This window comes from Sulfuricella sp., assembly GCF_035531155.1.
GTDB lineage: Bacteria > Pseudomonadota > Gammaproteobacteria > Burkholderiales > Sulfuricellaceae > Sulfuricella.
The window spans coordinates 1-12,402 of the sequence record NZ_DATKTK010000050.1 but is presented as its reverse complement, the minus strand read 5'-3'; the positions used below and the strand labels follow the sequence as shown (position 1 = coordinate 12,402).

Here is a 12,402-nt window from a genome sequence, read left to right as displayed (position 1 = left end):
TGCATTCACTGGATGCGAACTATAATGAGCAAATAACTCACTCAAGCACAGACCGCAGTAATGCATCGTGAAAAACAGCGCACTCTTTCCTTTGAACCTTCGCCCGCACTCCGGGGACGCCCTACTGCTGATAGACGTGCAGAACGATTTTCTGCCTGGAGGCAGCCTGGCAGTACCGTCCGGCGACGAAATCATCCCAATACTTAACCGCTATATCGAGGCCTTCAGCAAGGCCTCTCTGCCAGTTTACGCCTCCCGCGACTGGCATCCGCCCGACCACAGATCCTTCCGGGCACAGGGCGGCATCTGGCCGCCGCACTGCATCGCCGGCAGCCGGGGGGCGGAGTTCTCGCCGAAACTCGACCTACCCGCCAATGCGGTGATCATTTCCAAGGCCACGAACCTGAACGCTGACGCCTATTCCGACTTCGACGAACCTGACCTAGAACAGAGCCTGCACCAAAACGGCATCAGCCGCCTCTTCATCGGCGGCCTGGCAACCGATTACTGTGTGCTCTACACCGTCAGGGACGCGCTGTCCCACGGTTTTGAGGTGCATCTTCTGCTTGACGGCATCCGCGCCATCAACGTTAAGCCCGGAGACGGACAGCGCGCGATCGAGGAGATGACTTCACTCGGCGCGCACCCCATCCACTTCGAGGATATCGCCGCGTGAACCCCCAATCCAGCCCGCTGCTCACCGACCTTTACCAGTTCACCATGCTCCAGGCCTATTTCGACGAGGGCATGGATGACACCGCCGTGTTCGAATTCTTCGTGCGCGACCTGCCGCCGCAGCGGAATTTTCTCATGGCGGCTGGGCTGGAGCAGGTACTGCAATTCCTGGAAAATCTGCACTTCACTCCCGAGGAGCTGGACTGGCTGGCCGACTGTGGCCGTTTCAACACGGATTTCATCGACTTTCTCAAGACGCTACGCTTTACCGGCGAAGTCCACGCCATGCCGGAAGGCACTTTGTTCTTCCCGCACCAGCCGATCCTGCGCATCACCGCCCCGATCACCCAGGCGCAACTGGTGGAAAGCCGCATCATCAACCTGCTGCATTTCCAGACCCTGATCGCCTCAAAAGCCGCACGCAGCGTACTTGTCGCCCCCGAAAAGCTGCTGGTGGATTTCGGCCTGCGCCGAGCCCACGGCGCCGAAGCGGGGGTGCTGGCGGCGCGCGCCAGCCACCTGGCAGGCTATTCCGGCACTGCCACGGTGCTGGCTGGTGCACAGTTCGGTATTCCGCTCTACGGCACCATGGCGCATTCCTACATCCAGGCACACACCGACGAAACCGCCGCCTTCGAGCAGTTCGCCCATTCTCAACCGACCAACACGGTGCTGCTGGTCGATACCTACGACACCGAGGCCGCCGTCGAAAAAATCATAGAGCTGTCGCTCCGCCTGGGGCGGCAAGGCATCCACATCAAGGCAGTGCGCCTGGACAGCGGCGACCTGTCCGAGCACGCGCACAATGTTCGTCGCATTCTCGACCGGGGCGGGCTCGGCGAGGTCGGCATTTTCTGCAGCGGCAACCTCGACGAGCACGAAATCGCCAGACTGCTGGCACAAGGCGCGCCGATCGACGGGTTCGGAGTGGGCACTCGCCTCGACACCTCCGCCGACGCGCCTTACCTCGATTGCGCCTACAAGCTGGTTGAATACGCCGGCCAGCCGCGCCGCAAACGCTCGGAAGGCAAGGCCACCTGGCCCGGCAGAAAACAGGTTTACCGCATCCACGCCCCGGATGGCAGCCTGGATCACGACATCCTGACGCTGGAAAACGATGTGCAGGCGGGGACGCCCCTGATTCATCCCCTCATGCTCTCAGGTAAGCGTCTGGCCGCACCCGAACCGCTTGATGAATCGCGGCACCGTGCAGCCGTCGAACTGGCGCGGCTGCCGGAATATTTGAAACAACTTGAAACGGCGCCAAGGCCCTACGCAGTCGAGATCGCTCCAGCGTTACATCAATTAACGGAAACGGTTGACCGTACCGCCCATTATTAACCCAGCAATTCCCGAAAACGCCGTGCATTATGCAGCGCCGCCCCAGCCGCGGTGTTGTCGAAATAGACATGGGCATCGCGCCCCTGCGCTTGCAAATCCCTGACCCGTTCTGCCCAGCCACCAAGTTCGCCCTCGCTGTAGGCTGAAGCATAGGTGCGGGCATGGCCATGCAGGCGGAGGTAAACCAGATCGGTGGTGACCGCATTCCATGAAGGCCAATCGGCGGCATCGGACCAGCAGTTGGCAATCCGGTGGGTGCACAGGCAGACAGCGACCTCGTCATCGAACCAGGAAGCGTGGCGAAACTCCAGGACGTGACGCACTTCCGGCCATGTAGCGAGGGCATTGGCGAAGTTCTGCAACCTCGCCATGTCCTTGTGCAGGCTGCGCGGCATTTGCCAAAGCATCACGGCCAGCTTCCCGCCCAAGCCGGCGGCGGCTTCGCGGCTTTGCTGCAGTGGCTTTTCCGGCTCGGCCAAGCGCTTCACATGGGTGAGATAGCGGTGCCCCTTGATGGCGAAGGCGAAATCCGCCGGAGTCTGGTCGCGCCAATGCTCGAAGGTACTTTTGAGCTGGTGGTGATAGAAAGTGGCGTTAACCTCGACGGTATTGAAATGGCGCGCGTAGAAAGTGAGCCAGTCCTTATGGGGAATGTCGCCATAGAAGCTGCCCGACCAATCCGGATAGACCCAGCCGCTGGTGCCGACGAAGGTGCGTCCGCTCATCCCTTGATGCACGCCAGAGGTTTGAGTTTGGCCACTTTCCGCGCCAGACCGGCACGGTCTGCCGCCTCCACCACCGCGCTCACATCCTTGTAGGCGCCCGGCGCTTCCTCCGCTACGCCACGTAGCGAGGGGCTGCGTATCAGGATGCCCTGGCTTGCCAGCTCGCGCACCAGATCGCTGCCGTGCCACTGGCGGGTGGCCTGATGGCGGCTCATGGCGCGGCCGGCGCCATGGCAGGCTGAGCCGAAGGAGCGCGCCATGCCTTGCTCGGTGCCGACCAGGACATAGGAAGCGGTACCCATGCTGCCGCCGATCAGCACCGGCTGGCCGATGTCGCGCAAATCCTGGGGCAGTGCCGGATGGCCGGGGCCGAAGGCGCGCGTCGCCCCCTTGCGGTGCACGAACAGGCTGCGCGTCTGGCCGTCCACTACGTGCTGCTCCTGCTTGCAGGTGTTGTGCGAAACGTCGTAGATCAGGGTCAAATGGCTGCCCGGCAAGATTTCGGCGAACACCTCGCGGGTGAGGTGGGTGATGACTTGGCGGTTGGCCAGGGCGCAGTTGACTCCGGCACGCATCGCGCCGAGATAGTCCTGGCCGAGCGGGGAGTCGAGCGGGGCGCAGGCGAGCTCGCGGTCGGGCAACTGGATGCCATAGCCCGGCGCCGCGATCACCATCTGCTTGAGGAATTCGGTGCCGATCTGGTGTCCCAGCCCGCGCGAACCGCAATGGATGCTGACCACGACCTCGCCCGGCAGCAGCCGGAAGCGCTCGGCCGCCTCGGCATCGTATATTTCGACGACCTCCTGCAACTCGAGATAGTGGTTGCCGGAGCCCAGCGTGCCGACCTCGTCGCGCTGGCGATGTTTGGCGTGTTCTGAAACCTTGTCCGGTTCGGCACCGGCCATGCAGCCGTATTCCTCGGTGCGATCCAGGTCCGCCTCGGTGCCGTAGCCGCGCTTGACTGCCCACTGCGCCCCGCCCCGCAGCATCGCATCCATTTCCGCCGCATCCAGACGCAGCCGCCCGGTGCTGCCCACCCCCGCCGGGATTCGGGCAAACAGCCGGTCGGCCAGCTTCTGCTTGATCGGCGCGAGGTCAGCGGCCTTCAGGCCGGTATGCAGGGTGCGCACCCCGCAGGAGATGTCGAAGCCCACCCCGCCGGCGGAGATCACGCCGCCCTCGTCGGGGTCGAAGGCAGCCACCCCGCCGATCGGGAAGCCGTAGCCCCAGTGCGCGTCGGGCATGGCATAGGCCGCCTTGACGATGCCAGGAAGCATGGCGACATTGGTGATCTGCTCGTAAACCTTCTGGTCCATTTCGAGCAGCAACACCTTGTCGGCGTAGATCACCGCCGGCACGCGCATCCTGCCGAACGGGGCGATGCGCCACTCGTAATCAGATACCTGCTTGAATTGGGAAAGATCCATATCACACGTCCACTACACACTGGGCAAACCACAGCCCGGTTTCGGTTTTGCCCACCTTGAGTTCGGTGTAGGTGGCGCCCTTGATTTCCACTGCCGGCTGATGCTTGTCCACGTCCACCCGCTCGCCCCAGGCGGTGGCGCGCAAGCGGTGTCCGTCCAGGTTCACCGCGAAACGGCTGAACAGCATGCGGCGGGTCGCCATTTCCAGGATCAGGCCGTTCAGCCAATCCACCAGCAGCAGTTCGTCATCCGGCGCCTCGCAAGCGATTTCCACGGATTCGATCGGCGCCACCAGCGCCGGGTCGGTCGTCACGGCAGTCATCGCCAGCGCCGCCTGCTCGAAGGCTGCCGCCAGCGTCGGCCCGACGCCACGCACGCCGATGTCGGCCTGGTGCGGGAAGTGTTCCCAGTATGCGTTGTCCATTTCACCCGCCCAATCAATCCGCTTCAAATAAAGGATAGTTGAAGCGCCGGGGTTTTCCATGCCTTTTTAGCGGGAGGCTGGCAAGCATCCGCACGGTGCCGCTGCCGTACTTGCCGTTGATCGCGTCCATCGTTTCCAGCAGCGCGCCCTGCCGTCCATCCTGTTCCATGACGCCGAACAGATCGTGGGTCACGCTGGCGGAAAACCGGATCTCCGACGCGACCACGCCGCAGCCGCGGTACAGCTGGCCGGGCTGGTAAAGCCGATCCAGCGCCGCCTGCACCGCCCTGGACAGGACGAAATAGCTGGCGGTCGGGTAGTCGAGACGGGTTTCCACGCTGGCGCTGTCGAACGACTTCAAGCGCAGGAACACCGCCAGTTTTGCCGCCAGGTAGCGCTTCATCACCAGTTCCGTCGCCACGCGAGTGGTGTGATGGGTCAGGTGGGCGGCCAGCGTTTCCCGGCTGGCGATGATCTCTCCCAGGGAGGCGGTGCGGGCGATGCTTTTCGGCAGGCGGGGTTCAAGCTCCAGCGCAAACACCGGCTCGCCGCGCAGTTCGCGCCGCAGGTCGGTTCCCGACCGGCCCATCAGCTTGCGGATCAACGCTTCGTCGGCCTCGATGAATTGCAGGGCAGTGGCGATCCCGAACTTGTCGAGCAGGGCCTCGCGGTTGGCGCCGATGCCGGGAATCGCCCTGGCTTTGACGCGGCCAAGGAATTCGGCGATGCGCCGCCCCGGCACGATGGTTGTGCCGTCCGGCTTGTTGAATTCGGAAGCGATCTTGGCCAGGGTTTTAGTGACGGAAACGCCGACCGAAACGGTGATGCCGGTTTCGCGCCTGACCGCCTCCCGCATGGCATTTGCAATCTCGCCATAGCTCTTGCGCCACAGGCTGCGCAGGCCGTGCAGATCGATGAAGCCCTCGTCGATGGAATAGACTTCGATTTCCGGCGAAAAGCGGGCAAGGATGGCGAACAGCTTGTCCGACATCTGGCCGTAATAGCCGAAATCTGCAGGGAGGTACTCGGCCTGGGGGAGCAGCTTCTTCGCCTCCCACACCGGCATGCCGGTGCTGATCCCGGCAGCCTTGGCGTCGTAGGTCTTGGCCACCACGCAGGCGTCCTGGCTGGAGAGGACGCACACCGGGCGGTTTCTCAGGTCGGGACGGCGCGCCAGCTCGCAGGAAGCGAAGAAACAGTCGGCGTCGACGTGGGCGATGGCGTGCGGCCAGTCGGAAACAAGCATGGCATTTGCAGATGAGGGGTGAGGCGATAGGGGTGGGGCGTAAAGGCTGCGACGGCGGGGATTTTGTTTTCCCCTCACCCATTACCCTTCACTCCTCACCTTCATTTGTATTTCCTGACCAGGCCGACCACCACGCCGAAAATCTCCAGCGATCCGGTCGGGCGGATGATCGGGTAAGCAGGGTTGGCCGGGCGCAAAACGAACTGGCCCTTTTCCCGTTCCAGATATTTGAGGGTGAATTCGTTGTCGACGATGGCGACGACGATATCGCCGACATTGGCGGCGGGCTTCTTCTCCACCGCCACGATGTCGCCGGGATGGATGCCGGCGTCGATCATGGAATCGCCCTTGACCGTCACCAGCACGGTTTGCGATGGGCGCTCGACCAGGTATTCGTCGATGGTCAGCATATCGTGCTGAACGTCGTTGGCCGGACTGGGGAAACCCGCCCGCACGCTGTCCGCGAGCAGGCGCTCGAAAAACCTTCCGCCCGGCTTGAGCCGCTTGTCCGGCGTGACTTCGAGAAAGTCCTGCAACTTCAGGCGTGCGACCAGCGCCGCCACCGAGGATTTCGACTTGAGGCCGAGCAGCCCGGCGATGGTGGCATAGGAAGGCAAGACCCGGTGCTGGGCATAGTAATCCTGGAGCTGGTCCAGGTAAGAACGATCGTTCGACATGGGTTGAAGTGTAAGGAACGATCGTTCGTTCGTCAAGTCTGTCTACATTACACCCACAACCCTGCGGCACCGCGTACACCGCTGGAATCGCCGAACCGGTTGCGCACCAGTCGGGTATCCACCCGATCGGAAAACACATAGCGCCCCCAAATCCGGGGCACATTTTCATACAGGCGTTCGATATTCGACATGCCGCCACCCAGCACGATGACATCGGGGTCAAGAATATTGATCACGTGAGCCAGCGAGCGCGCCAGGCGATTTTCATAGCGTTGCAAGGTCAGATCGCACGCGGCATCACCGGCCGCCGCCCGCGCCACGATGGTTGCGGCGTCGAGTTTCTCGCCGCTAACGCGCTGATGATCTCCCGACATCCCCGGCCCGGAAAGAAAGGTCTCGATGCAGCCGTGTCGCCCGCAGTAGCAGGCTGGCCCTGGAAGTTCCACGCCTTCTGGCCAGGGCAGAGGATTGTGCCCCCACTCGCCGGCGATGCCGTTGGCGCCGGTCAAGACATGGCCGTTAACGACGATGCCGGCACCGGTGCCCGTCCCGATGATCACCCCGAATACCACCGCGGCACCGGCGGCGGCGCCATCCGTGGCTTCAGAGAGGGCGAAACAATTGGCATCATTGCTGATCCGCAGCTTGCGCTGTAGCAAGGACTCCAGGTCCTGAACAATCGGTTGGCCGTTGAGGTGCACGGAATTGGAATTTTTGAGCAGGCCGGTGACCCTGGAAATGGTACCCGGCGTGCCGATGCCGACCGTTCCGGCCTGCCCGAGTGCAGCCTCCACCTGATGCACCAGATCGGCAATTGCCCGCAACGTGCCAGAGTAATCGCCCTGAGGGGCAGGTACGCGCCGACGCAGGAGTTCACCGCCCTCATTATCCAGAGCGATGATCTCGATTTTGGTGCCCCCGAGGTCAATACCCAGCTTCATGGCGCTTTCTCACGACATCGGCCTGGTGCGATATGCGGTAAGAAATTCGATAATTGATCACATCAAACTGCCACAGTGCAGTAAGTGGAATCGATAACCATCCCCCAGTACCCCAGCCAATCTGTTTTGAACCGCGAAATATATTGTCTTGTCATTGCCAAGGCCTGCCCTGCAGTATCAAAAATTTGGCCCGAAAATAAGCGTTCTCTTTACTATAGAATGCATATTTCTGCTTATTACAGAATATACCTTCTCCTTATTCTAGGACTTCGTCCGCCTCTGTAGACTGGCTCTTGCATGCTGAAGAAAATCACTGCGCATTTCCGAAAAACGGACACAAGGAAAATAACATGTTCGAGATGACTCTCAATAAAGCAGATCGGGAAGACGATGCCATTCTGGAAATCCTGGAAGAAGAATCCACTCAGCCGCCAGAAGATCTAGCGGAACTCCCGTCTGGAACGGAAACATACAGCGCCGAATTCCAAGGCGATGCCACAATGATCTATCTCAATGAGATCGGGCGCAACTCCCTTTTAACAGCGAAGGAAGAACGGGAGCTTGCAACCCGCGTCAGAGAGGGCGATTTCAATGCTCGCCAGCGCATGATCGAATGCAACCTTCGACTGGTAGTCAGCATCGCAAAACACTACATCAACCGTGGCATGGCACTGCTGGACCTGATCGAGGAAGGCAACCTGGGGCTCATACACGCCCTGGAAAAGTTTGAGCCGGAGCGGGGGTTCCGCTTTTCCACCTACGCCACTTGGTGGATTCGGCAGAATATCGAACGCGCCATCATGAACCAGTCGCGCACCATCCGCATTCCGGTGCATGTGATTCGGGAGATGAACACCTGCCTGCAGGCATTCCGTCTCATTGAGTCCCGTAACGGCGATGAACCCAGCGTAGAAGAGGTGGCGCACTTGCTGGAAAAGCAGGTGGACAATGTGCGCTACGTGCTGAACCTGAATGAACGCATGGCATCCCTGGATACGCCGCTGGATATCGACCCAAGCCTCTCCCTGGGTGACGCAATTCCCGACGAGAACACCCCACCGCCCGAGGTGCAATTGCAGCAGTCCCAGCTTGAGGCGCTCGTTCAGCAATGGCTGGGGGAACTGGGAAGCAAACAGCGCTGCGTGGTAGAGCGGCGCTTCGGTCTGAACGGCCACCAAATCCACACCCTGGGAAAGGTTGCCGAAACCCTAGAAATCACCCGAGAGCGAGTGCGCCAGATTCAGCTTGAAGCGCTGCAATCCCTGCGCCACATCCTCTTGCGCAACGGCCTTTCGAAAGAAGTATTATTCTGACCAAGGCTGGCGTGATTGCTGGCCACAACAGCAAACAAACCTCAAACATCCGAGCCAGGTAAGCTTGCGGAGACCATAAAGAACCCCGGCATGCCGGGGTTCTTTATGGTCTCCGTTCTCACTAGCACATTATCGTTTTGGGCATTACACTGGAGCCCATTCAACCTTTGCAATTCAGCAACCCATGACCCTAGACACTCAAAATAATTATCTGGTGATCACCGCCTCAGGCGAAGACAAAGTCGGCCTCGTCGATCGGCTTTCAAGCAAGATTGCCGAGAGCGGATGCAATATCGAGGAAAGTCGCATGGCCGTATTGGGCGGACAGTTCGCCCTGATCATGCTGCTTTCCGGCCCATGGAACGCGCTTTCCAAGCTCGAAGGGCAAATGGAGTCGCTGGGCGATCAACTGGGGCTCTCTATCATCCACAAGCGAACCCAGCAACGGGAACGGACGCAACCAGTGGTTCCTTACAGGGTGGAAGTGGTAGCCATGGATCATCCCGGCATCGTCCGCAACCTGGCCGCTTTCTTCTCCAGGAACGGCATCAATATCGAGGAACTCCAGACCGACACGTACCCGGCGCCCCACACCGGCACCTCGATGTTTTCCGTCACCATGACGGTGGGCATTCATGCCGACGTTCACATTCCCACCCTGCGTGGAAATTTCCTCGATTACTGCGACGACCTGAATCTGGACGCGAGCTTCGAACCTGCACGGATGTAATGCCCGGCTACGTACACTCAGCCTTCAAGAAGAGCGACAGAGTGCGCAACAAATTGATTTATTGACTAGGAATGCCGACTATCCAAGCGGCGGCTTGTTAGCGTAATCTCCCAGCGTGTGCCACCCCTTCCAAACTGAAATACACCGGCCTTCACAGGCCGGTGTGACTATTCCGTGGCTTGCCTCAGGCGTCCTTAGCGAGCCGGGACGATCACTGTGGTGCCACCGGTAGTGCTTCCTGTCGCGCCGGTGCTTCCCTTTGCACCGGTGCTACCGGTTGCACCCGTGTATCCCGTGGCGCCCGTGTCTCCGGTTGCGCCCTGACCACCAGCGGGGCCGGTGTATCCGGTTGCGCCTGTGTCTCCGGTTGCCCCCGTGGTTCCGGTCGCTCCCTGGTCACCGGTGGCTCCGGTGTATCCTGTATTACCAGTGTTACCAGTTGGGCCTTGCGGACCGGCTGGACCCGTACAAGCGCTCAACGCGAGCACCACCAGTGTTGCGGCAGTTAGGTTTGAATATTTCATGATGATTCCTCCTGGTTGGCTTACGAGAACCACCCACGTCATTGTGAGCAATCCCCCAGACTTGATCAGCATCTGGCAAAAAAATCAGCGTCGGCAGATCAGGCCATCGCCACTGCGGGAGCGGATTAGCATCCGACTTGAACGCAACACATCAGGGATTACCTGATTTCGGCGCATCACCGCACGCAATCAGACTACGCGAACTCCGCCATCAACTCTGTACGCTAGCGCGCATAGCCCGGTTTTTGTCAGATTCATTCACGTGCTCGCCGTGATTGGCGTAATGATCGGCGCGGCCAACCGACAAACGCTGCTTTATTGCAACTCCGGTGTATGGGTTGGACGCGCCAGAAACCCACAAAATGAAAAGGGCCTACATAGCTGTAGACCCTTAAATTTACTGGTGCGCCCGGACGAATTCGAATCGCCGACCCCTTGATTCGTAGTCGGCCAATATTAATATATTATTTATGTTAATCAGTTGCTTGCAACTATTGCCACCAACCACAATCAGTCTCACCCAATCACAGCCGCACTAAGTCGCCCCTCAGATTCTAAACGGTAGCTGACTGTGTTTTTACGCCCACCATTACTTACGCACTCCAGCCGCCATCACCTTGTCAAACGCCGATGAGCTGACATAACCATCGGCATCCAGAGCATTTGCACGCTGGAAATCACGCAAGGCGCGACGGGTATTGGGTCCAGCTAAGCCGTCTGGCTGGCCCGAATTAAACCCTAGCGCATCAAGCGCGGCCTGCAATTCTCGGGTTTGCGAGCTGGTCAACGGCACATCGTCTTTCGGCCAAGGCCCGACAATGGCGTCGCCACCGGCAATGCGTTCAGCGAGATACGCAACACCGAGCGCATATGAGGTGGAATTATTATAGCGCTTGATCACCTCGAAATTCGGGAATGTCAAAAAGCCCGGCCCAGATCGACCCGCAGGTAGCTCCAACTTTGCAGAATGCATCAGGTTATCGGCGGCCCAAGGCACATCCCCGACAAGGAGAAGCCCACGCTTCGCCCATTCGCTGACCAGACGGCTGCGCTCGGGGTCCCACTGATCCAGTTCAAATGTGTCGGGAACCACCACTTCCATAACCACCGGAGCTCCGACCTGCCAACCTGCCTGCTGGAGCAAATTGGCAGCAGATGCCAGGGCATCAAACTCATTAGTCCAGATATTGCGGCGCCCATCGCCATCCCAGTCAGCGGACCATTCCAGATAAGTCGTCGGTATGAATTGTGTCTGTCCCATTGCGCCAGCCCAGGAACCGGTGAGCTGATCACGTGTAGCAAATCCGCGGTCAATCATTTGCGCTGCAGCGATAAGCTGGCTCTCTGCCCAATCACGACGGCGGCCTTCCCAAGCCAATGTAGCCAGGGACCGAATAACATCGTTATTGCCGGTAATCACGCCGTAGGAGCTTTCCAGACCCCAAATGGCAAGCAGGATTTCAGCGCGCACACCATAGTGCCGGGCAATCGCATCGATGGTTTCACGGCGCGATGCATAGGCCTTCTGCCCTTTGGATATCCGCAAATCGGATACCGCAATGTCGAGATAGGACCAGATCGGACGGACAAATTCCGGCTGACTTTGGTCACGCTCGATAATGCGCTTATCGGGCTCAAGACCATCAAGCATTGACGCGATCGTCACAGCCTTGGCACCCGAATGGCTCAACCGGACACGAAAAGCGGTCACCCAATCGGAAAAGCTCCCACCCTCCGGCTTCGCTTCCGTCAGGTCCGCGCCACTCAAATTACAGCTAACACATGCCCCGGTCGTCAGGGGCTGGCTTCGGGCGGCGGATGTACCCACCGCTTGCCCATTTACCGCACAACCGAAGGCTGCCAGCGCAACGGCTATTGTGGCCGCTAATGTGGCTGCTTTAGCGACTATACCCATATTAATTTGTCTCATCCGACCTCATCCTCGAAAAAACTCGATCGAAAAACGGGGACATGCACCAATTATTTGAACTAGGCGCGTGTCCCCGTTTTTTACCGACTTCGATTCTACTGTGCCGCGATGAAAATCATTCGCAAAAACCGGTTTGTCCATTATGGCCGCTATTATTCACGCTCCCGTCCGCCATTGGAGTATGGCACACAAATATATGCGGTGAATCAGCATACCTGATTTTCTGGTTTTCTAGAAAAAACACACTGAGTTACACAGAAATGAAACGGACATATGACTACGGGTGTTGATGCCGAGTAAGCGGCCAACCGCTCCACCTGTAGTTTCCCGCTAATCCCGTGCATTCTGGGTGCTTTTTCGGAGGGACTCCAGATGGCGAAGAGGCATGGGCAGGCATTCTGGCGAGCGCATCTTGAAGCTTGGCATCGGAGTGATCTGACGCAGAGGGA

11 protein-coding genes are annotated in these 12,402 nt (G+C 59.5%); 4 read left to right on the top strand and 7 right to left on the bottom strand.

Translation table 11 applies throughout. The features are described 5' to 3' along the window. Positions 1–67: 67 nt before the first annotated feature. A complete protein-coding gene (locus tag VMV64_RS10685) occupies positions 68–676 on the top strand; it encodes a nicotinamidase (RefSeq protein WP_325330109.1) in 609 nt (202 codons plus the stop codon). Beyond that, positions 673–2,016 carry a nicotinate phosphoribosyltransferase gene (locus VMV64_RS10680; RefSeq protein WP_325330107.1) on the top strand — a complete coding sequence of 448 codons (1,344 nt, stop codon included), beginning with the start codon at positions 673–675 and terminating at the stop codon, positions 2,014–2,016. Before VMV64_RS10685 ends, VMV64_RS10680 begins: the two co-directional genes overlap by 4 nt. On the opposite strand, the gene VMV64_RS10675 is transcribed toward VMV64_RS10680, so the two are convergent. The 6 genes from VMV64_RS10675 to VMV64_RS10650 all read right to left on the bottom strand — a co-directional run bounded on the left by VMV64_RS10675 (position 2,013) and on the right by VMV64_RS10650 (position 7,456). After that, positions 2,013–2,741, bottom strand: coding sequence for a DUF72 domain-containing protein (locus VMV64_RS10675; RefSeq protein ID WP_325330105.1), 729 nt, complete (start codon positions 2,739–2,741; stop codon positions 2,013–2,015). The two genes, VMV64_RS10680 and VMV64_RS10675, sit on opposite strands and share 4 nt — an antisense overlap. Next, positions 2,738–4,168 (bottom strand): RtcB family protein, encoded by a 1,431-nt coding sequence (locus VMV64_RS10670; protein WP_325330103.1) that lies wholly within the window; start codon positions 4,166–4,168, stop codon positions 2,738–2,740. Before VMV64_RS10670 ends, VMV64_RS10675 begins: the two co-directional genes overlap by 4 nt. A gap of 1 nt (position 4,169) precedes the next feature. Then, positions 4,170–4,592, bottom strand: a complete 423-nt coding sequence (locus VMV64_RS10665; RefSeq protein WP_325330101.1) for an archease — start codon at positions 4,590–4,592, stop codon at positions 4,170–4,172. A gap of 13 nt (positions 4,593–4,605) precedes the next feature. Then, entirely contained in the window at positions 4,606–5,838 is a 1,233-nt protein-coding gene (locus VMV64_RS10660) for a DNA polymerase IV (protein ID WP_325330099.1), read from the bottom strand. A 101-nt stretch (positions 5,839–5,939) separates the two neighbouring features. Continuing rightward, on the bottom strand, positions 5,940–6,515 hold the full coding sequence (locus VMV64_RS10655) for a LexA family transcriptional regulator (RefSeq protein WP_325330231.1): 576 nt from the start codon (positions 6,513–6,515) through the stop codon (positions 5,940–5,942). 47 nt (positions 6,516–6,562) lie between these two features. After that, positions 6,563–7,456, bottom strand: coding sequence for an ROK family protein (locus VMV64_RS10650; protein WP_325330097.1), 894 nt, complete (start codon positions 7,454–7,456; stop codon positions 6,563–6,565). A 350-nt stretch (positions 7,457–7,806) separates the two neighbouring features. On the opposite strand from VMV64_RS10650, the gene rpoS reads away from it, so the two are divergent. Next, positions 7,807–8,769: an RNA polymerase sigma factor RpoS gene (rpoS, locus tag VMV64_RS10645; RefSeq protein WP_325330095.1), complete on the top strand. Its 963-nt coding sequence runs from the start codon at positions 7,807–7,809 to the stop codon at positions 8,767–8,769. A 184-nt stretch (positions 8,770–8,953) separates the two neighbouring features. Then, entirely contained in the window at positions 8,954–9,499 is a 546-nt protein-coding gene (locus VMV64_RS10640) for a glycine cleavage system protein R (RefSeq protein WP_325330093.1), read from the top strand. 1,113 nt (positions 9,500–10,612) lie between these two features. Here the strand turns inward: VMV64_RS10640 and VMV64_RS10635 are convergent. After that, complete coding sequence (locus tag VMV64_RS10635) at positions 10,613–11,953, bottom strand: lytic murein transglycosylase (RefSeq protein WP_325330091.1); 1,341 nt, start codon at positions 11,951–11,953, stop codon at positions 10,613–10,615. Positions 11,954–12,402: the final 449 nt, after the last annotated feature.

Coding starts and splice junctions, on each gene's coding strand:
- VMV64_RS10675 (WP_325330105.1), bottom strand. CDS start 2,741: ATGAGCGGACGCACCTTCGTCGGCACCAGCGGCTGGGTCTATCCGGAT.
- VMV64_RS10670 (WP_325330103.1), bottom strand. CDS start 4,168: ATGGATCTTTCCCAATTCAAGCAGGTATCTGATTACGAGTGGCGCATC.
- VMV64_RS10665 (WP_325330101.1), bottom strand. CDS start 4,592: ATGGACAACGCATACTGGGAACACTTCCCGCACCAGGCCGACATCGGC.
- VMV64_RS10660 (WP_325330099.1), bottom strand. CDS start 5,838: ATGCTTGTTTCCGACTGGCCGCACGCCATCGCCCACGTCGACGCCGAC.
- VMV64_RS10655 (WP_325330231.1), bottom strand. CDS start 6,515: ATGTCGAACGATCGTTCTTACCTGGACCAGCTCCAGGATTACTATGCC.
- VMV64_RS10650 (WP_325330097.1), bottom strand. CDS start 7,456: ATGAAGCTGGGTATTGACCTCGGGGGCACCAAAATCGAGATCATCGCT.
- rpoS (WP_325330095.1), top strand. CDS start 7,807: ATGTTCGAGATGACTCTCAATAAAGCAGATCGGGAAGACGATGCCATT.
- VMV64_RS10640 (WP_325330093.1), top strand. CDS start 8,954: ATGACCCTAGACACTCAAAATAATTATCTGGTGATCACCGCCTCAGGC.
- VMV64_RS10635 (WP_325330091.1), bottom strand. CDS start 11,953: ATGAGACAAATTAATATGGGTATAGTCGCTAAAGCAGCCACATTAGCG.